General features: G+C 67.3%; 20 protein-coding genes and 2 pseudogenes. 19 read left to right on the forward strand and 3 right to left on the reverse strand.

Features of this window, described 5'->3' with window-relative positions:
• Positions 1–248: 248 nt before the first annotated feature.
• Together INQ48_36180 and INQ48_36185 are read left to right on the forward strand one after the other, a co-directional pair.
• Positions 249–455, forward strand: a pseudogene (locus INQ48_36180) (ABC transporter ATP-binding protein).
• A 299-nt stretch (positions 456–754) separates the two neighbouring features.
• Positions 755–1,213 carry a universal stress protein gene (locus INQ48_36185; GenBank protein ID QRF63118.1) on the forward strand — a complete coding sequence of 153 codons (459 nt, stop codon included), beginning with the start codon at positions 755–757 and terminating at the stop codon, positions 1,211–1,213.
• Positions 1,214–1,380: 167 nt separating this feature from the next.
• Here INQ48_36185 and INQ48_36190 read toward each other — a convergent pair whose 3' ends face one another.
• Complete coding sequence (locus INQ48_36190; protein ID QRF62914.1) at positions 1,381–1,797, reverse strand: YeeE/YedE family protein; 417 nt, start codon at positions 1,795–1,797, stop codon at positions 1,381–1,383.
• A 52-nt stretch (positions 1,798–1,849) separates the two neighbouring features.
• Between INQ48_36190 and INQ48_36195 the strand changes: the two genes are divergently transcribed.
• The 15 genes and pseudogenes from INQ48_36195 to INQ48_36265 all read left to right on the forward strand — a co-directional run bounded on the left by INQ48_36195 (position 1,850) and on the right by INQ48_36265 (position 16,285).
• Positions 1,850–2,227 carry a cytochrome c gene (locus tag INQ48_36195; protein QRF62915.1) on the forward strand — a complete coding sequence of 126 codons (378 nt, stop codon included), beginning with the start codon at positions 1,850–1,852 and terminating at the stop codon, positions 2,225–2,227.
• A 239-nt stretch (positions 2,228–2,466) separates the two neighbouring features.
• Complete coding sequence (locus tag INQ48_36200) at positions 2,467–3,651, forward strand: fatty acid desaturase (GenBank protein QRF62916.1); 1,185 nt, start codon at positions 2,467–2,469, stop codon at positions 3,649–3,651.
• Positions 3,652–3,676: 25 nt separating this feature from the next.
• Positions 3,677–4,066, forward strand: a pseudogene (locus INQ48_36205) (hypothetical protein).
• A gap of 117 nt (positions 4,067–4,183) precedes the next feature.
• A complete protein-coding gene (locus INQ48_36210) occupies positions 4,184–4,573 on the forward strand; it encodes a hypothetical protein (GenBank protein ID QRF62917.1) in 390 nt (129 codons plus the stop codon).
• Positions 4,574–4,892: 319 nt separating this feature from the next.
• A complete protein-coding gene (locus tag INQ48_36215; GenBank protein QRF63119.1) occupies positions 4,893–5,621 on the forward strand; it encodes an NAD(P)H-dependent oxidoreductase in 729 nt (242 codons plus the stop codon).
• Positions 5,560–6,597 carry a zinc-dependent alcohol dehydrogenase family protein gene (locus tag INQ48_36220; GenBank protein ID QRF62918.1) on the forward strand — a complete coding sequence of 346 codons (1,038 nt, stop codon included), beginning with the start codon at positions 5,560–5,562 and terminating at the stop codon, positions 6,595–6,597. Before INQ48_36215 ends, INQ48_36220 begins: the two co-directional genes overlap by 62 nt.
• A gap of 65 nt (positions 6,598–6,662) precedes the next feature.
• Entirely contained in the window at positions 6,663–7,043 is a 381-nt protein-coding gene (locus INQ48_36225) for a hypothetical protein (protein QRF62919.1), read from the forward strand.
• Positions 7,044–7,051: 8 nt separating this feature from the next.
• Positions 7,052–7,738, forward strand: a complete 687-nt coding sequence (locus INQ48_36230) for a PRC-barrel domain-containing protein (GenBank protein QRF62920.1) — start codon at positions 7,052–7,054, stop codon at positions 7,736–7,738.
• Between the two features lie 52 nt (positions 7,739–7,790).
• On the forward strand, positions 7,791–8,012 hold the full coding sequence (locus INQ48_36235) for a hypothetical protein (GenBank protein ID QRF62921.1): 222 nt from the start codon (positions 7,791–7,793) through the stop codon (positions 8,010–8,012).
• Positions 8,013–8,040: 28 nt separating this feature from the next.
• Entirely contained in the window at positions 8,041–9,264 is a 1,224-nt protein-coding gene (locus INQ48_36240) for a class I SAM-dependent methyltransferase (protein ID QRF63120.1), read from the forward strand.
• Complete coding sequence (locus INQ48_36245; protein ID QRF62922.1) at positions 9,248–10,615, forward strand: FAD-binding oxidoreductase; 1,368 nt, start codon at positions 9,248–9,250, stop codon at positions 10,613–10,615. Before INQ48_36240 ends, INQ48_36245 begins: the two co-directional genes overlap by 17 nt.
• Before the next feature lie 133 nt (positions 10,616–10,748).
• Positions 10,749–11,591, forward strand: coding sequence for a universal stress protein (locus INQ48_36250; GenBank protein QRF62923.1), 843 nt, complete (start codon positions 10,749–10,751; stop codon positions 11,589–11,591).
• 1 nt (position 11,592) lies between these two features.
• Positions 11,593–12,177: an exopolysaccharide biosynthesis protein gene (locus INQ48_36255; protein ID QRF62924.1), complete on the forward strand. Its 585-nt coding sequence runs from the start codon at positions 11,593–11,595 to the stop codon at positions 12,175–12,177.
• 63 nt (positions 12,178–12,240) lie between these two features.
• Positions 12,241–14,733: a cation-translocating P-type ATPase gene (locus INQ48_36260; protein ID QRF62925.1), complete on the forward strand. Its 2,493-nt coding sequence runs from the start codon at positions 12,241–12,243 to the stop codon at positions 14,731–14,733.
• 22 nt (positions 14,734–14,755) lie between these two features.
• Complete coding sequence (locus INQ48_36265) at positions 14,756–16,285, forward strand: AAA family ATPase (protein QRF63121.1); 1,530 nt, start codon at positions 14,756–14,758, stop codon at positions 16,283–16,285.
• Positions 16,286–16,290: 5 nt separating this feature from the next.
• Here INQ48_36265 and INQ48_36270 read toward each other — a convergent pair whose 3' ends face one another.
• Complete coding sequence (locus INQ48_36270; protein QRF62926.1) at positions 16,291–16,797, reverse strand: universal stress protein; 507 nt, start codon at positions 16,795–16,797, stop codon at positions 16,291–16,293.
• Between the two features lie 166 nt (positions 16,798–16,963).
• On the opposite strand from INQ48_36270, the gene INQ48_36275 reads away from it, so the two are divergent.
• Positions 16,964–17,548 carry a hemerythrin domain-containing protein gene (locus INQ48_36275; GenBank protein ID QRF62927.1) on the forward strand — a complete coding sequence of 195 codons (585 nt, stop codon included), beginning with the start codon at positions 16,964–16,966 and terminating at the stop codon, positions 17,546–17,548.
• Between the two features lie 12 nt (positions 17,549–17,560).
• Here INQ48_36275 and INQ48_36280 read toward each other — a convergent pair whose 3' ends face one another.
• A complete protein-coding gene (locus INQ48_36280; protein ID QRF62928.1) occupies positions 17,561–19,225 on the reverse strand; it encodes a polyhydroxyalkanoic acid synthase in 1,665 nt (554 codons plus the stop codon).
• 158 nt (positions 19,226–19,383) lie between these two features.
• Between INQ48_36280 and INQ48_36285 the strand changes: the two genes are divergently transcribed.
• The gene (locus tag INQ48_36285; protein ID QRF62929.1) at positions 19,384–19,851 is read left to right on the forward strand and encodes a hypothetical protein; all 468 of its coding nucleotides are present in this window, start codon (positions 19,384–19,386) and stop codon (positions 19,849–19,851) included.
• Positions 19,852–19,865 lie beyond the last annotated feature (14 nt).

Raw genomic sequence — 19,865 nt, forward strand, 5'->3', positions numbered from 1 at the left:
GGCGAATTCTTCCGCTGCGCGGTGATGCCGGTCTTGCGCCATATCAACATCGTTAGAACTCACCGGCGGCTTGAAGCGTGTCAAGCCGGCGCGCCGCGGCGTGTGGAGACTTCCGGTCATCGGCGCGCAATGCCGAACGACTGGATACTTGCCATGCACTCACGAATCCTTGTCTATCTGGACAGCCGCCCCGCATCGTTGCGGGGACTGGACGAAGCCGTCCGCCTGACCGTACTCGAGGGATCGGCCGGTCGCTCGCCATGGACCCGCCGCTGCTGCTCGCGGACGAACCCACGGGGAACCTCGACACCAAGGCGGCCGACGCGGTGTTCGAGCTCCTGCAAAAAGCCAATCGCGAGCGTGGCATGGCGATCCTGTTCGTCACCCACAACCCGGAACTCGCCCGGCGTTGCGACCGCATCATCCAGGTCGTGGACGGTCAGATCCAGGCCTGAGCCGGGCCGCCCCGGTCCTCACAGGCGGAAGGGCTGGATCGATTTCGTCTTCCTTGCACCGGATGTTCATGCGGCTCCGCGTCCATTGATGCATGTCAAGCCATCGCCGCGGGCCATGTACAGAATAAGACGACATTCAATGCAACCCGGAGAGAAGATGACGTCATGAACAGCATGATTGCCAGGACCGCCACTGCATCGTTCGAGAAATCGAGCAGGGCACGTCGCGGCCGCTTCGTGTGTGCGCTTCGATGAGCTTAGTGCTCACGGCAAGCCCGTTCCCGGCGAAGGAGTCTCTTGTGTATCGACGAATACTCGTTCCCATCGACGGCAGCCCGGCGGCGGTCCGGGCAGTCGAGGAAGCGACTCGCCTTGCCAGAGCGATGACTAGCCAGATCCGGCTTCTTCATGTGATCGACGAGTTGTCCATTGCGCAAGCCGGCTATGCGCGCAATGGGCCTGCGGACCTGCGCGCCGAGGCCACGCGCCTGCTCGACCGGAGCATCGATCGCGTGCGCCACGCGGATGTCGAGGTCGACTCTGTGCTCTACGACGAATGGGACGGCACCGTCTCCAGCCTGGTCGCCGACGAAGCAAGGCGGTGGCATGCCGATCTTGTCGTGGCCGGCACACACGGCCGGCGCGACCTGGGCGAGGTGCTGCTGGGAAGCAGCGCGGAGCGGATCTTGCGTGGCTCGTCGGTGCCCGTGATGCTCGTGCACGCGACGGCGAACGAGTCGGCAGCTCTTATTGCTTGAGTTCGATCGACGGCAGCCTCAACCCCAAAGCAAGGAACACCCATGAAGAAACTGTTCGCACTGTGCCTGGCGCCTTTCCGGCGACGCGCGCCTATGCGGCGGCAGGAGGACGAATCGGACTTCCTGAAGCGCGTGCGTGAAGCGGGCCTCTGACTGCACTGGCTCCTTCAACGATGGAGCCGTTCGAGGATTTCGAAGATTCCCATGCCCGTCAGCATCGCGGCCACGAAGATGCGGGCCTTGCCTTCGCCCATTCCGAGAGCGACCAGACCCAGACCAGGACAGAATCCGGCGAGACCCCAGCCGATGCCGAAGAGCAGGCTGCCTCCGATGAGGCGGCGGTCGAGGCGGCGCGCCAAGGGCAGACACATCTCGGCACCGAGGATCGATACCCTGCGACGTCCCGCCACCATGAACGCCGCCATGGCGACCGCGATGGCGCCAGCCATGACGAAGGCAAGGGACGGGTCCCAGGCGCCGGAAAGGTCGAGAAAGCCGAGCACCTTGGCCGGATTGGCCATGCCGGAAACGATGAGGCCGAGCCCGAAGACCAGGCCGGCGAGCAGTGAAGCAAAAACGAGCATGGCGTCTCCTCAGGCCCCGAGCAGATGACGTGTCACGAACACAGGTCGCGGCATGCCGGGCCTGGCCACGCCGGCAGCGGTCGCGCTGGCGGCCTTCGCGGCCCTTCACGGCAGTGCGGCCCAGGCACAGTTGCCATCTCGCGGCGAGCTGCTCTACAACGCGAACTGCGTTGCCTGTCACAACGAGAAGATGCACTGGCGCGGCAGGGAGCTGGTCTACGATTGGGACAGCCTCGAGGAACAGGTGCGGCGCTGGCAGCAGGCCTCCTCGCTCGGCTGGCGCGACGAAGACATCAGAGAGGTTGCCCGCTATCTCAACGATCGCTACTACGGATTCACACCGACGAGCACGACGGCTTTGCTGAAGTCTTCAGTTCCAGCACCGTCCGGCGCAGGCCCGACAAAGGTGGCTCTGCCGCATCGGCCTTGAAGCTCATCGCTGCGGACAGCTTCAGCATGCGGGTGTTTTGCGCGGCACCAGTCCGGGGCGCAAGGCGCGCAAGACTTCCGCTGCCGCTGCTGCTGCTGCGGCAGCGCCCGGCGAGGGCGAAGCAGCAACACCCGGCGAGTCGTCTCGCAGATTGATGCCGCACGCAACGCGCATTGACCTGCATCAATCCCCAGAGCGGGCGCGGTCCGCAGAATCGCTCGATTATCCAAGAGGTACGAATGCAATCCCTGCTTTATTCCGGCGTTCTCGATCTTCCCTGGTGGGGCGCTGTGCTCACGGCGCTGGCGCTCACCCACGTCACCATCGCGTCGGTCACCATCTTCCTGCACCGCCACCAGGCGCATCGCGCGCTCGAACTCCATCCGGCGGTGAGCCATTTCTTCCGCTTTTGGCTGTGGCTCACCACCGGCATGGTGACCAAGGAGTGGGCCGCGGTGCACCGCAAGCACCACGCCAGGTGCGAAACCCCCGAAGACCCGCACAGCCCGCAGATTCATGGGCTCAGCCGGGTGCTGTGGGGCGGCGTGTTCCTCTACGTGCGTGAGGCCCGGCATGCGGAAACCCTGGAACGCTACGGCCATGGCACGCCCGACGACTGGCTGGAGCGCAATCTCTATGCGAAGCACAAGATCCATGGCATCGTTCTGATGGGCATCGTCGACATGGCGCTTTTCGGAGTGGTGCCGGGCGGTCTGATCCTGCTCACGCAGATCGTGTGGATCCCGTTCTGGGCGGCGGGCGTCATCAATGGCATCGGCCACTACTGGGGTTACCGCAACTGGCCGGCGCGGGACGCCAGCACGAACATCTTTCCGATCGGCGTCCTGATCGGCGGGGAAGAGCTGCACAACAACCACCATGCTTTTCCAGCCTCGGCCAAGCTCTCAAACAGGTGGTTCGAATTCGACATCGGCTGGCTCTACATCCGCACCCTGCAGGCCTTCGGTCTGGCGAAGGTGAAGCACGTGGCACCGACGCCGCGCCTCGTTGCACCGAAGGCGAACGTCGACCTTGCAACCGTGCAAGCGATCATCCGCTGCCACTACGACGTGCTGTCGAACTACACGCGCTCGCTGAAAAAGGCCTGCGTCACGGAGTTCGGCCGCCTGCGCCGCATGTCGCCGGAGGCCGCGCGCGCCCTCAAGGCGGTGAAGCCATGGCTCGGCAAGGATCAGGCGCTGCTCGGCCCGTCGCGCTACCAGCAGCTGATGCAGGCATTGAATGCCTCGCAGGCGCTGGCTACGATGTATTCGATGCGCGGGGAACTGACGGCGCTGTGGAGCCGCTCCACCGCGACCGGTGAGCAGCTCGCGAAGCAGTTGCAGGACTGGTGCCAGCGCGCCGAGGCGAGCGGCATCGCACCGCTGGCAGACTTTTCGCGCCGCCTGCGTTCCTACGCTTGAGCTAGGCGGTGCCAAGGAGATGCAGATGAATAAGCTTGCGCCGGTTCTTTGCGTTTCGTGTACGGCGCTGATGCTGGCCGGTTGCAGCGGAATTTTCTCGCGGGAGCCAGCCGGCGGCGGTACGCTCACCTGATCTTTCGGCGCCGCACCGGGCAGCTTGGCAGCCAGGGCGATGGGCGACGACGACCGTCGCCGCGCGGCAAGCGCACTGGACACGCTGGCGAACGGCGAATCCTCGGCCTGGCGCAACCGCGAGACGGGCGACAGCTTCGTATTCACGCCCACGCGCAGCTTCGAGCGCGGCGGCATCCGGTGCCGCGACTTCAGGCTTGGAGTGGTGGCCGGTGGGCGGCCCGACAGGATTGGCGGCAGCGCCTGCCGGCAGGCCGATGGCAACTGGCGCCTCCCTGCCTGAGGCGCGCAGACACGGGGCCGCGTCATGATCCGGCGATTCGATGTCTGCAGCGGCGACACCGACGGTCTGTGCGTCGTCGTGTAAAGGCGGCTGCATGAGTCGGGGCTGGCCGAACTCGTGGCGGGGCCCAAACGCGACATCGCGCTGCTCAGCCGTGTCCGCGCGGGCGCGGGCGACGAAGTCAACGTGTTCGACATCTCGATGCAGCGCAACCGCTCCAGCCTAGTGCATCTGCTTCGCAGCGGCGTTCGCGTGCGCTACTTCGATCATCACGCTGCCGGCAAGGTACCGGAGCATCCGAACCTTGAGGCGCGCGTCGACGAGTCGAGCGAAGTCTGCACCAGTCTGCTCGTCGACCGCCACCTGGGCGGCGCGCATCGCGGCTGGGCACTGGTCGGCTTCTACGGCGACAACATGGGCGCAGTGGCGGACCGCCTGGCGCTCGACGGCGGCTTCGCGCCTGGCGACTGCGCAGGGCTGCGCCGGCTGGGCGTTCTGATCAACTAGAACGCCTACGGCGAGTAAGAGCACGACGTGTGCATCGCCCCCCGTGTGCTGTTCACAAGGATTGCAGGCTACGCGGATCCGCGCGACGTGCTTGCCCACGAGAACGTCGTCGATGAGACCGATGCCCAGCGCTACGGCGAGCGCGACGATTGCAGCCGATGGGCTGATAGTGTTCATGCCGTCAGTGTCACCCCGGGCGCGCGGCGTCAAGACTCAGCGCCCACCGGACCTTGCGCGAAATTGCGCGGGCTTGAACTTCCGCAAACCGGGAGCGTGGCGCGGTGCCGAGGATGGCTTCATCTCTGTACCGCTGAACACTATGCCCAGACGAATCCTCTTGCTTCAGGGCCATCCCGATACGTCGGCCACGCATTTCGGCCACTCACTCGCCGAGGCCTGCGCGCGGGGGGCGCGGGCAGCGGGTCATGAAATCCGGATCATCCACGTTGCCGAACTGGACTTCCCGCTGCTGCGCACCAAGACGGCATGGGACACCGAAGCCGTGCGGACGGTGCTGCAGCCGGCGCAGGACGCGATCCTGTGGGCCGAGCACATCGTGCTGTTCTTTCCCCTGTGGCTCGGCGGCATGCCCGCCGTCACCAGGGCCTTCCTCAAGCAAGTGCTTCGCCCAGGGTTTGCGCTCGGGCGGCCACCGGAAGGCGTCATCGGTGCGAAGTTGCTCAGGGGGCGTTCGGCACGCATCGTCGTGACCATGGGAATGCCGGCGCTGGTCTATCGCTGGTACTTCCGCGCCCACAGCCCGAAGGCGCTGGAGCGGAACACTCTCGGTTTCGTGGGCATTGCGCCGCTTCACAAAACCCTGGTCAGACAGGGCGAGAGCATGGGCGATGTCCAGCGCGAGCAGTGGCTGCGCCAGTTCGCAGTCCTGGGACGCGAGGGTCGGTGGAAGCCGCCTCGCGCGGCGATTTGGAGATTCCTTGCGCTATCTCAAAGGACGAACGCGCCCGGACGCATAACGTGGTGGCATGAAAGCACTCGTATACCAGGGCCCCGGTCTCAAGTCGCTCGAAGACCGTCCAAAGCCTGAAATCCAGAAGCCGGGCGACGCCATCGTGCGGATTCTCAAGACGACCATCTGCGGCACCGACCTGCACATCCTCAAGGGCGACGTGGCGAGCTGCACGCCTGGCCGCATCCTCGGACACGAGGGCGTGGGCGTCGTCGAGACTGTCGGCGCAGGCGTGACGGCCTTCCGCCCCGGCGATCATGTGCTGATCTCGTGCATCTCATCGTGCGGCAAGTGCGAGAACTGCCGCCGCGGCATGTATTCGCACTGCGCCACCGGTGGCTGGATCCTGGGCAACACTATCGACGGTACACAGGCCGAGTACGTGCGCATCCCGCATGCGGACACCAGCCTCTACCCCGTGCCGCCCGGTGCGGACGAGGAGGCGCTGGTGATGCTCAGCGACATCCTGCCGACCGGCTTCGAATGCGGTGTGCTCAACGGCAAGGTTTCGCCGGGCAGCACGGTGGCCATCGTGGGCGCGGGGCCGATCGGCCTGGCCACGCTGCTCACGGCCCAGTTCTACTCGCCGTCGCAGGTCATCCTGATCGATCTGGACGATAGCCGGCTCGAGGTGGCGCGCCGGTTCGGCGCGACGCACACCATCAACAGCGCTGATGGCAAGGCCGCGGAGGCGGTGCTCGCGCTGACCGGCGGCCGGGGCGTCGACGTGTCGATCGAGGCCGTGGGCATACCGGCGACCTTCGTGCTGTGCCAGGACATCGCAGCGCCCGGCGGCATCATCGCGAACATCGGTGTCCATGGACACCCGGCAGACCTTCACCTGGAGCGGCTGTGGTCGCAGAACATCGCGATCACCACGCGGCTGGTCGACACCGTTTCGACACCGATGCTGCTCAAGACGGTGCAGTCCCACAAGGTGGACCCGGCGCGGCTGATCACGCACCGGTTCAAGCTGGACCAGGTGATGGACGCCTACGACACCTTCGGGCGCGCCGCCGAGACGCATGCGCTGAAGGTGATCATCGAAGCCTAGTGCGCGGCTTCCGCAGGACCTTTGCGCTCCCTTTCATTCGTGTTCATTCTTTCAACGGGTTTCTCATGCCGCTCTATCACGCCGTCGCCTGGGTCGATCACCACGCCGCGCAAGTCCTCCAGTTCGATGCCTCGCAGGTTCTTGCGCAGCAAGTCAGGGAGCACGTCCACTGCACCCGCCAGCATGGCAGCAGTGTGCGCAGCGAGCACGAATTCTTCGGCGAGGTGTGCGACGTAATCAAGGACATCACCGAAGTGCTCGTCGCCGGCTCGCGCATGGCGCAGGCGGATTTCCGCCATTACGTGGAGAAGCACCGTCCCGAGATGGCGAGCCGCATCGTCGGCTGGGAGACCGTGGGGCACATGAGCACCAACGAGCTGGTGGCGATGGCTCGCCGCTATTTCTCGGTGCACGCCTTCATGGCTGCGCCCATGAAGGCCGGATGAGTCGGGAGATGCAAGTGCCGGGAGCCTGCCACATCGCCGCCCTGGGCATGGTGCTTGCGCTGTCGCTTGCCGGCAAGGCGGGCGCGCAGGTGGCCGGCGTCCGCCGCCTGGGCGCCACGATCGAGACCGAGCAGGTGATCGCAGGCTGGAGCGCGAAGCAGAGCATTCTTGGGCGCACCGTGTACAACGCCGCGGGCGACAGACTGGGCAAGGCGCTCGACCTGATCGTGGACACCGACAAGCGCTTGAGCTTCCTGATCATCGACACGAGCGGCCCTGTCGACCTCGTCGGGGCATCCCGGCATCTGGTCGCTGTTCCCGTGGCGCAACTGCAGGTGCACGGCGGCCGCCTCCTGCTGCCCGATGCGGACAGGCAGGCGCTGGCGTCGCAGCCGGCCTTCGTCCATGCACCCGTCACCCGCACTCAGAGCTCGATCGTAGAGCGGGCACAGCGGGACGTGGACAGGGCGCGCAAGACCATCGCCCAGCTCGAGCGGATGTCCGCGCACAGCAGCGGCGACGCCAGAGCGAACCTGGAGCGGCAGATCCTTTCGCTGCGGCAGGACCAGCAGGCGGTGGAGGACAAGATGGCCGAGATGGAAGCCGCCGACGCCACGCAATGGCAGGCCGTGGAGGCCGAAGTCGGTCGGGCCTCCGCGCGCCTGCGCAATGCGATCCGCAACGCGCCGACCTGAGGAACGCCCACCCGTTGCCCAACAAGACCTTTAGCTCGTGAAGACACTTCCCATGCCCGACGACACTCTTTCCACGACGCCGCTGGTCGTCGGCAACGGCTATCTTCAATCCATGATGAATTGGCAGATGGCAGTCGGCAAGAGCCTGATGCTGGCGCAATGCCAGCAGCTCGAAATGATGACCGCATGGCAGCGCTCGATCAGCGCCGTGCAGCACGAACTCATGGACCATTGGATCTGCCGCTTCGGCGGCGGCGTGCCGCTGGACGGCTAGGCGTGAGCGAGAGCGGATGCGCGCCATGATGCTGTCCCTTCCTCTTCGCACCATGCTTGACGGCATCGGCCAGCGCGCCGCGACGTGCTTTGCCGTCGTCCTGCCCGACGGCAGCCGTATTCCGGTCGGTGAAGGCTTGCCCGTCTTCACCATCATGTTCCATACCGACGCAGCGCTGATCTCCACCGCGACACGCGGCCACATCGGGTTGATGGAGGCCTACTTCAATCAGGAGGTCGATGTCCAGGGCGATTTCGGTGCGGCCCTGGCGGCCGGCATGGCCGCCGGATTCGACCAGCAGGCCGGTGCGCTCAACGGCATCGAGAACAGCCTGCACGAGCTGCGCTACTCCAACCGCGACACAGCCCATGCCAAGGCCAACGCACGCGCGCATTACGGGCTGGACAGCGGCTTCTACCGGCCGTGGCTGGACGATCCGCTGATGATGTACACGTGCGGCTATTGGCCCGAGGGAACCCGCAGCCTGGAAGAGGCGCAGCGCCACAAGATCGACCACGTGTGCCGCAAGATTCTGCTGAAACCCGAAGACCGGTTCATCGACATCGGCTGTGGCTTCGGCGGTTTCATGTTCCGTGCGCACCAGAAGATCGGCGCGACGGGCGTAGGCCTCAACACCACCACCGAGCAGGTCGAGTGGCTGCGCGAGGAGATCGAGCGGCGCGGGCTGGAAGCCTCGCTGCAGGTGCGCGAAGCCGACTTCCGCGACGTCGACCAGTGCTACGACAAGGTCGTCTCCATCGGCACGCTGGAGCATGCCGGCCGCGACCAGTTGCCCGAGGTGATCCGCGCGCACGCGCAGTTCCTCAGGCCCGGCGGGCTCGGCGTCCTGCACTTCATCGGCCATGTGGGTCGCTTCGAGACGGAGCTGTTCATCCGCAAGCACGTGTTTCCCGGCGGCTGGATTCCCAGCCTGGCCGATGTGATCGTGGAGATGGAGCGCAGCGGCCTGGAGGTGGTGGACATCGAGAACCTGCGTCGCCATTACGCGCCCACGCTCGACGCCTGGGCCGAGCGCTTCGAGAAGCACTGGCCCGCGATCCAGGCACGCGACCCGCAGCGTTTTGACGAGCGCTTCCGCCGCATCTGGCGCACCTACCTGATCGGCTGCGCCGAGATGTTCCGCTCGCCGGCGGGCTACACACACCTGTTCCAGATCGTCTTCAGCAAGGGCAATGTGACGCCGGACAGCTACCCGATGGGCCGGGGGCACCTGTATGCACCCGAGCCTTGAGGCGCAGGCCCATGCGGCGCGCAGGCGCCGCCTTATGGCAGCGCTGCAGGGGGACGGCGCGGCGCCGGCGGCGCCGATCGCGCTGGCCAAGCGGACGTCCAACCTGTTCCGCGACCGCGATGGCAAGGGCGGCCCAAGGCGCCACCTCGACCTCGGGGATTTCGACCACGTCATCGGCATCGACGCCTCGTGCAACACCGTCGAGGTCGAGGGCATGGCGACCTACGAGACCCTGGTGGCCGCCACGCTGCAGCTCGGCATGATGCCGGCGGTGGTGCCGCAGCTCAAGACCATCACGGCGGGGGGCGCGGTGGCGGGCGTGGGCATCGAGGCGACATCGATGCGCCAGGGCCTGGTCCACCATTCGATGTGGGAGCTCGATGTCCTGCTGCCGGACGGGCACATCGTGCATTGCACGCCCGGCAACGAACACCGCGACCTGTTCTTCGGCTTTCCCAACTCCTACGGCTCGCTCGGCTACGCGCTGCGGCTGGTGCTGCGCACGCTACCGGTGCTGCCCTGCGTGCGGGTGGAACACATCGGATTCGACAAGCCCGCGGACTTCTTCGCGGCGCTGGCCGAGGCCTGCGAGTGCGATGCCGATTTCGTCGATGGCGTGGTGTTCGGGCTCGGCTCGCTGGTGCTGAACATCGGGCGCTTCGCGCATGCCGCCCCTTGGCTGAGCAACTACGAGTTCGAGCGCATCTACTACCGCTCGCTGCTGGAGGTGCCGGTCGACTACCTGCGTACGCACGACTACCTGTGGCGCTGGGACACGGACTGGTTCTGGTGCTCGCGCAACTTCGGCGCGCAGAACCGGCTGGTGCGCCGGCTGTTGGGCCGCGGGCACCTGAACTCCCGCACCTACACGCGGCTCATGCGTCTGAACGCCCGCTGGGGCGTGACCAGGCGCCTGGCCGAATGCCGCGGGCTGCACACCGAGTCGGTGATCCAGGACGTGGACATCCCGCTGCGCGCGGCACCGGACTTTCTCGAATTCCTGCTGCGCGAGATCGGCATCCTGCCGGGCTGGATCTGTCCGCTTCGGGTGCCCGACCCGCACGCGCACTTCGCGCTGTACCCGCTCGACGCCGGCACGCTGTACGTGAACTTCGGCTTCTGGGATGTGGTCGAGCGCCGTGAGGCGCACGAGGCCGGGCATTTCAACCGGCTGGTCGAGCAGGAGGTGCTGCGCCTGGGCGGCATCAAGTCGCTCTATTCGGACAGCTTCTTCACGCGCGAGGAGTTCGACCGCGCCTACGGGGCGGACGTCTACGCCGGGCTCAAGCAGCGCTACGACCCCGAAGGCCGCGCGCCGCACCTGTACGACAAGTGCGTGCTCGGGCGCTGACCCGATGTGGCCCGACGCCGACCTGGTGCTGGTTTGATCGCCGTCAACACTCGCACGCGCCCGGTGGCCGACCATGCACCCGACATCGTTTTTTCTGCGCCGGGACGCGGCGCATCACCTCGCGAGGCCTTCTATGCATTTCAAAACCATCCTCGTTCACCTGGACCATTCGGACCGCAGCCCCGTGCGCGCCGCGATGGCGGCCCGGTGGTCGCGCGCGCACGAAAGCCACCTGGTCGGGCTGGTTCCTACGGGCCTGTACGACGGCGTGATTCCGGCAGACGCCATCGCCACCGGCATGACCGATTACATCGCGGAGTCGGCCGACTACCTGCACCGGCGCGCCGAGTGCATCTCGCGGGAGTTCAGGGAAGACATCGCCGCTTCGGGGCCCATGTCCTACGAGATGCGACTGGTCGATGGCGCTACGGTGGACGCCGTGGTGCGCTACGGCCATGCGAGCGACCTCGTGGTACTCGGGCAGGACGACGACGCCAACAAGCGGGACACCATCGTCCGCGCACTCGCCGAGCACGTGCTGATGGAAGTGGGCCGGCCGGTGCTGGTCGTGCCCTCGGCCGGCACTTTCGACAAGATGCCCAAAAACATCGTCGTGGCCTGGGACGGCTCGCGCGAAGCCGCCATGGCCATGCAGGCGGCACTGCCGGCGCTGCATCGCTCCGGGCATGTCACGCTCGTAACGATGCGCCACCCGCGCGATGAGGACAACGCGCAGCAGCTCCTGGTGCCGGACATGTGCCAGTACCTCCTACGGCATGGCGTGCAAGCGCGCGCTGAGACGCAGGTGACCGAGATCGGCTTTGCCGACGCGTTGCTGTCGCGGCTCTCGGACCTGGGCGCCGACCTGCTCGTGATGGGGGGCTACGGCCATTCGCGCCTGCGCGAACGCGTGCTGGGCGGTGTGACGCGGCAGGTCCTCGCGCAGATGACCGTGCCGGTCCTGATGGCGCACTGAGGTGGCGGCCCGCGCCGACGCCTGGGTAGAAAACCTGGGCCGTCTCGCGCGCGACGAGGGCCAGGCGCGCGTGCGTGTCGGCGACATCGTGGCCGCGGCAGGCGAGGGCGGCCTCGCCGCTGCAATCCTGTTCTTCGCGCTGCCCAATACGGTGCCCTCCCTGCCGGGCATGTCGAGCGTGCTTGGCGCGCCGCTGCTGCTGTTTACCGCGCAACAACTCCTGGGTCGCCCCGCTTGGGTGCCGCAATGGCTGGCAGGCTTGTCGATCTCGCGCATGCATCTGGAAGCCGCTATGGCCCGGCTGGAGGCGCTGGCTGCATGGCGGCACGGCGTCAGCCGCCCGAGACTGCATGCATTCGCCGGGCCGCTGGCCATGCGCTTGGCCGGCGGCCTGGGCTGCGTGCTGGCGTTGCTGCTGGTGCTCCCGCTGCCGCTGGTCAACATCCCGATCGGCATGACGCTGAGCCTGCTGTCGTTCGGCGGATTGCGGGGCGATGGGCTGGCGGTGGTGTTGGGTTTTGCCGCGGGCATCGCCTCGCTGGCATTGGCGGGCAGCGTGCTGTGGGGCCTTTGGACGCTGCTTTGACGGAAGTCAAGGCCGGCTCGGCCAGCGGTGGCACGCTCGGCCCACGCCAATGAGGAGCCCACCGTGCCCGACAACCCGCCCGCAGGCCTGACCGACGAAGAAGCAGCACAGCGCCTTCGCAGCGACGGTCCGAACGTGCTGCCTTCCGTGTCCCGCAAGGGAGTGGTGCGCATCGCCTGGAACGCGCTGACGCAGCCGATGTTCCTGCTGCTGCTGGCGACCGCCGCGCTGTATGCGCTGCTTGGCGACCTGGGCGATGCCGGCATGCTCGCGGCCTCGGTGCTGATGGTGGGCGGGCTGTCGATCTACCAGGAGCAACGCACCGAACGCGTGCTCGAAGCGCTGAAGGATCTCTCCAGTCCCCGCTGCACAGTCGTGCGCGGGGGCCGCGTGCTGCGCATCGCGAGCCGTGAACTGGTGCGCGGCGACCGCCTGCTGGTGAACGAGGGCGACCGGCTGTCCGCCGATGCGCGGCTTCTCGAAGCGGTCGGGCTGCAGGTCGACGAGTCGCTTCGCACCGGCGAGTCGGTGCCGCAGGGCAAGCAGGCAGGCGGTGCCGGCGATGACGACGAGGCCGACAGCCGTCGGCTCTACGCGGGTAGCCTGGTTGTGCGCGGCGACGGCGTGGCCGAGGTGACCGCCACCGGCGCGCACACCGCGCTGGGCACCATTCATCGCTCCATCGCGCAGCTCGCGCCCCGCGCGAGCCGGCTTCAGGACGAGCTGCGCCGGCTGGTCGGTCGTGTCGCATGGCTTGCCGCCTTCACCTGCGTCGTCGCGGCGACCGTGTTCGCGCTGCGCGAAGGCGCGTGGACGCAGGGCCTGCTGGTCGGGCTGACCCTGGCAATGTCGTTGATTCCCGAGGAGTTCGCCGTCGTCTGGAGCGTGATGCTCGCGCTGGGCAGCTGGCGGCTCGCGAAGTCGAATGTGCTGACCCGCCAGCCGCAGGCCATCGAGGCGCTGGGCACGACCACGGTCCTGTGCGTGGACAAGACCGGAACGCTCACGCACAACCGCATGGCGCTGGCGATGCTGCATGATGGCGAGACGGAATGCACGCCGGGCGCGCAGGCGTTGACGTCGCGCTTTCAAGGCCTGTTGCGGGGCGCGCTGCGCGCGAGCAGCACGGGCGGTGTCGAGCCGATGGACCATGCGGTGCGGGTCACCGCGCAAGTCGCCGGCCTGGACGGCGGAGATGCGGGATGGACACCCGGCCCGCGCCGGGGCATCCGCGACGGCTCGCCCTATGTCGTGCACTGGTGGCATGTGGCCGGCGAGTCCGGCCGGAGGGTGGCGGTCAAGGGCGCCGCGGAGGCCGTGCTGGCCCTGTGCGATGCCGACCCTGCGCGCATGCAACTGTTGCGAGAGACCGCCGACCGCTGGAGCGTGGCCGGCCTCCGTGTGCTCGCGGCGGCCGAGGGGCACGCCGGGCAGACGGGCGACGACGCCGCGTTGCCCGGCGGGCTGCGCTTGTCGCCCCTGGGCCTGCTCGGCTTCATGGACCCCTTGCGCGAGGAGGTGCCCCGTGTCATCGAGGAGTGCCGGCGCGCGGGCGTGCGCGTGGTGATGATCACCGGCGACGCGGCGCTGACGGCCCGGTCGATCGCGCGGCAGGCGGGACTCGTCGACGGCGGCGACGCCCAGGTCCTGAGCGGCAAGGCGCTGGCCGCGATGGACGACGAGGCGCTGCGCCGCTGCGTGCGCGAGGTGCAGGTGTTCGCGCGGGTCGACCCCGCTCAGAAACTGCGCATCGTGCGGGCGCTCCAGCAGCAGGGCGACATCGTGGCGATGACCGGCGACGGCGTGAACGACGCCCCCGCGCTCAAGGCGGCCGACATCGGCGTCGCGATGGGCCGGCGCGGCACCGACGTCGCGCGCGAAGCCGCCTCGCTGGTCCTGCTGGACGACAACTTCGCCTCGCTCGTGGAGGCGGTGCGCGCGGGACGGCGCATCTTCACTAACCTGCGCAAGGCGCTGGGGTATCTCTTCGCGGCGCATGTGCCGATCGTCGGCGTGGCGCTGATCCCGGTGGTGATGGGCGGGCCGGTGCTGCTGCTGCCGCTGCATGTGGTGCTGCTCGAGCTGCTGATCGATCCGGCCTGCTCCCTGGTGTTCGAGGCCGAGCGGGCGCCGGACGACAGCATGACAGTGCCGCCGCGGCCGCGCGACGAGGCGCTGTACTCGCCGGCCTCGGCAGCGCGCGCGTTCGCGATGGGCGCGCTGGTCTTCGCCGGCGTGGTGGCGGTGCAGTGGGCTTGCCGCGCGCTGGATGCCACGCAGGAGGAATTGCGCATGGCGAGCCTCGGCTCGATCGTGCTGGGCAACCTGCTACTGCTTCTGTGGTTCCGCGGCGCGGGCTTACGGCTTGCGCACACCAACACGGTGTTCCATGCACTGCTGATCGGGGTGTGCGTGGTCTGGGGCCTGCTCACGGCGGTGCCGGGCGTGGGTCGCATTTTCGGTCTGCCGAGCGCACCGTCGCCGTGGGCGCTGTGGGTGGTGCTGCCCGCGGGCTGGGCGCTGTGGCGCCTTTTCGCGGTTTCACGAAATCAGTGAGCCGGGAGGGCGACACATGGACATGGACACCACCCTGGTCGATGCATTGCGCGAAGCGCTCCGGCTGGAGACCGGGCAGCCGGTCGCGCTGGTCGAGACGCACATCTCCTGGGTCCTGCTCACGCAGACGCTCGCCTTCAAGCTCAAGAAGCCGGTGCGTCTGCCGTTCCTGGATTTCGGCAGCGTAGAGGCTCGCAAGCATTTCTGCGAGGAGGAGCTGCGCCTCAATCGGCGCTTTGCTCCCTCGCTCTACATCGACGTGGCACCGGTCTGCGGCACGCGCGAGGCACCGCGCATCGGCGGAGATGGCACTCCGATCGACCATGTGGTGCGGATGCGGCGGTTTCCGGCCTCGTCGCTGCTGCTCGACCTGCTTGAAACAGGCCGGCTCGAACCCGTGCAGCTCGACGGCTTCGCGCAACGGCTCGCGGTCTTGCACGGGAGCGCGGAGCGCGCGACGCCGCTGTCCGATTTCGGCAGCCCGGAGCGGGTCGTTCGCGCCGCGACTGACGTGCTCGCCGCATTGCGGGTGCAGGGCAGTGACATCCGTCTTGACTGGGTAGACGCATGGGTGCGGGAGCAGGGGCAGGTGCTGCGCGCGGCCTGGACCGTCCGCCAGCAGGACGGCGCCGTGCGCGAATGCCATGGCGACCTGCACATGGCCAACGTGGTCCTGGTGGACGGCGCGCTCACGCCCTTCGACTGCATCGAGTTCGACCCGGCGCTACGCTGGATCGACGTGATGAACGACGTCGCCTTTCTCACTATGGACCTGAAGGCCCATGGCCGCTCCGACCTAGCGTTCCGCTTCCTGGACGCATGGCTGCAGCACAGCGGTGACTGCGCGGGCCTGCGAGTGTGGCGCTTCTACGAGGTGTACCGGGCGCTTGTGCGCGTCATGGCCTCCGGCCTGGGACCGCGAGGCCCGCAGGCGGCCGTGCGGCCCGACTACCTGGCGTGCGCGGCGCAGCTCGCGCAGCAACCCCGGGGCGACGCGCGCCTGATGATCACGCACGGTTTCTCCGGCGCCGGAAAATCCAGCGTCGCCTCGCAACTGCTCTGCGCGGCGGGCGCTGTTCGCCTGCGCTCGGATGTAGAGCGCAAGCGGCTGCATGGCCTCGGTCCGCTGGCGCGCTCCGCCGGCCTCGGGCTCGACATCTATGACGCGCAAGCGACCCGCTGGACATTCGAGCGGCTGCAGGCCTGCGCACGCGACGCGCTGCTGGCGGGCTACCCGGTGATCGTGGATGCGGCGTTCCTGCGCATAGCCGAGCGGCAGCGCTTCCGTGCGCTGGCCGCCGAGTTGCGCATGCCCTTCACGATCCTAGATTGCCGCGCCGAGTTGGAAATGCTGCGCCGCCGCGTGGCCGCGCGGGATGCCGCGGGCACGGATGCCTCGGAAGCAGGGCTGGCGGTGCTCGAGCGCCAACTGGCAAGCCACGATCCGCTGGAGGCCGACGAGCGCGGCCTGGCCATCGAGGTCTCCACGCAAGGGCCGGTGAACATCGCCCGGATCGCGGCGCGCTGGCGCGCCGCGGCCCCAGGCCCGTGAACCCATCACTGGATGGCGACCTCTCCGCTGGGCAGCGTGAACCGCTCGTGCTCGGTTCGCGCCTCCTCGGGTGCTCGCACCAGTAACACCGGCACGGGCGCCATGCGCAGGATGTGCTCCGCACTGCTGCCCATCACCCAGCGGCCGATGCCACGACGGCCGTGGGTGCCGATCACGATCAGGTCGGCATTCGAGGCTTGCGCTTCGGCGATGACCTGGTCGTGCACCGCGCCCTTGAAGCGGTCGATCAATACCGTGTCGGCCTCGATGCCTTCCCCGGCCGTCTTGGCCCGCGCGGTCTCCAGCAGCTTCGTGGCATTGGCGCGAAGTTCTTCGAGCCAATTGCCGGCATAGCCCGAGTAGGCGTCCATGGCGAGCGCGAACGACAGCTCGTCGATTACGTGCACCAGGCGCAGGCGCCCGCCGGTGAGCTTCGCCAGCCGGATGGCTTCGGCCAGGCCGCGGCTGGATGTGGAACTGCCGTCGATGGGAACAAGGATTCGCTGGTACATGGCATGACTCCGGAGTGTGAAGGGATGGAGCAGTATCCGGACAGAGGCGCTGTGCGACTTGACATCGATCAAGCGGCGTGCCCGCCCGGTGGGTGTACGGCTTGATCTGGCGCAAGCCCGCACAAGGCGAAAGCGCGACCCTTCAGGCATGCCAAAGGAAGACCCCGTGACCCACGCCACCGTCCGCATCATTCGCCAGGAGCACGCCGCGCTCGCCGCCATGCTGCGCTCCATCGTCCTGCTGCTCGAGCAGCACCGAAAGAAGGGGACCTTGCCCGATTTCGCGACGCTGCGCGCCATGCTTTTCTATGTCGACGAGTTTCCCGAGAAGCGCCATCACCGCAAGGAGACCGAGCTGCTGTTTCCCAAGCTGCGCGCGAAGACGCCGATCTCGCGCGACCTGCTGGACAAGCTCGACAGCGATCACGCCCGCGGCGAGCGCAGGATCCGCGACGTCGAGCACGCGCTGCTTGCGTTCGAGATGCTCGGCGAATCGCGGCGCGAAGCCTTCAAGCGGACGGTCGGCGAGTACGTCGACTTCTACCTGAACCACATGGCGCTGGAGGAGCGCGAGATCCTGCCGCTGGCCGAACGCGTGCTGACCGGTGACGACTGGCGCGATCTGGACGAAGCCTTCGCGCAGAACCGCGACCCGATGACCGGGCACGTGGCGGACTTCGAATACAACGCGCTCTTCACGCGCATCGTCAACGTCGTGCCCGCTCCCATCGGTCTGGGGCCAGCCCGTTAGGCCAGCGCCTGTTCAGCGCGCCAGTACGTAGCTGCCGGGCGCACTGCACAAGGGAGGCAGGCCGCGATGCGGCGCGCCTATCGCCGGTGGACGGCGTCTCGGGCCCGATCGCGCGGCTAGCCATTGCTGCAGACACGGCCACCACGAACCTTCGATGTCGCGAGACACGCTGAGGAAACTGTCCGGTGGCACATAGGCGCCGTTTCCTGCGCGCCGAAGCACGCGGTAGCTGCGGTGCGCATGGCCGGGCTCGCTCACGATGCCTGCGTTGTGGCCTCCCGTGGCGAGCACGAAGGTCACCTCGGTATCGCTCAGCAGGTTGAACTTGTAGACCGAACGCCAGGGCGCCACGTGGTCGGTGCTGGTGCCGAGCAGGAAAACCGGCACGTCGATGTCTTTCAGCGAAACCGGCTTTCCGTCGACCAGGTAGTGGCCCTCTGCCAAAGCGTTGTCGAGGAAGAGGCTGCGCAGGTAGTCCGCGTGCATGCGATAGGGCATGCGCGTGCCGTCGGCATTCCACGCCATCAGGTCGGTCATGGGCGCACGCTCTCCGAGGAGCCACGTTCGAACCATCGGCCCCCAGATCAGGTCGCCCGGACGCAGCGCCTGGAAGGCGGCCGCCATCTGCTGCGCCCCCAGGAATCCTTCGTGCGCCATGAGGTCCTCCAGGAACGCCAATTGGCTCTCGTCGATGAACAGGCCGATCTCCCCGGGTTCGGTGAAGTCGGTCTGGGCGGCCAGCAGCGTGAGCGAAGCCAGGCGGTCGTCGTGATCGCGCGCCATGGCTGCCGCGGCAATCGCCATCAGGGTCCCGCCCAGACAATACCCGACGGCGTGCACGCGGCGCCCGTGCACCACGGCTTCAATGGCATCGAGGCTGGCGCGAATGCCCAGCCGCAGGTAGTCGTCCATGCCGAGCTGCGCGTCGGCGGTGCCGGGATTCTTCCAGGAGACCGCGAACACTGTGTGGCCCTGAGCGACCAGGTAGCGAATGAGCGAGTTGTGCGGCGAAAGATCGAGCACGTAGTACTTCATGATCCACGCGCTCACGATGAGCACCGGCTCGGCGTGCACCGTCGACGTGGTCGGTGCGTACTGGATGAGCTCGATGAGTTCGTTGCGCAGGACCACCTTGCCCGGCGTGATGGCGACCTCATGTCCGGGCCTGAACGCCTCGGTACCGGCAGGCGGCAGTCCTAGGGCCCCGCGAGCGAAGTCTTCCACCCCTAGGGCAGCGCCGGTGGCCAGGTTGACGCCGCAGGTGGCCGCGGTTCTTTGCAGCACCTGCGGATTGGTCGCGAAGATGTTGGCGGGCGAGACCATTTCCAGCCATTGCCGCACCATGAACGCCACCAATTGCTCGTGATGCCGATCGACGCCTGGAACGCCGCGCACCATCTCGAGCAGCCGGTGTCCGGTGGTTTCGAAGGCCTCGCGGTACATGCTGAAGGGCCATGCCGTCCATTCGTCCGCGCCGAGCCGGGAGTGGTGTGCCCGCAGCCGCGCGGGCGGCGGAGCCTGATGCAGTGCGATCTGCGCATTGCGCCCGGGCTGCGTGGCGAAATGGAGCACCCAGTCGGACCAGGCAAGCATCCATGCCGCCGGCGACATGCCACCGACGAGCCGGCCCCAGGCCGCGTGGAGGGATCGGTCGAGTTCGTTGTGCTCTGCGTTCACTTGGGTCCTTGCTGGAGAGTCGCGGCATCTGGTCTTCGGGTGCCGCGCATCCAAGTCTGCGGGCTCGCGCGTAGTCGGCCTTGCGCGGCATCAAGGTCCTGCCCCTCGATGTGCATACGCTGTGGGAACCGCCTCTTTGCAACCCACTGGAGTTCAACATGCCGACCCACATCGTCGATTTCTCCGCCCGGTCCAAGGTGATCCGGGCCGAACCCTTCAACGCGCATTTCTGGCAATGCACACCCGCCGAATTCAGGACCTACCTGGGAAGGCCGCGCGAATTCCTGCGTAAGCTGGGCATCGTGGTGCCGCGCGAATGCCGCATCGAGACGACCATCGAGAACCACGACTGGCTCGAAGACCAGGCGCCCGAATTCGAGAGCGAGAGCGGCAACGACACGGTGATCTGCAACATGGGCAGCGGCGCGGCCGCCCGCTCGGTGTACCGGGTCGTGAGCTGTGCGCGCGACGAGGCCGCGACCGGAAATGTCAAGAAGGCCTTGCTGCATACCGTGGACCACCAGCAGGTCGGCGATGAAAAAGGCAAGGCATCGCGCAAGGCAAAAAAGGACGGAAAGTCGAAGAAGAGGAAGGAGAACGCCGACCTCCGCGGCAAGGGCAATTGATGCAGCGTTGCCGG

Source organism: Variovorax paradoxus, from assembly GCA_016806145.1.
GTDB lineage: Bacteria > Pseudomonadota > Gammaproteobacteria > Burkholderiales > Burkholderiaceae_C > Variovorax.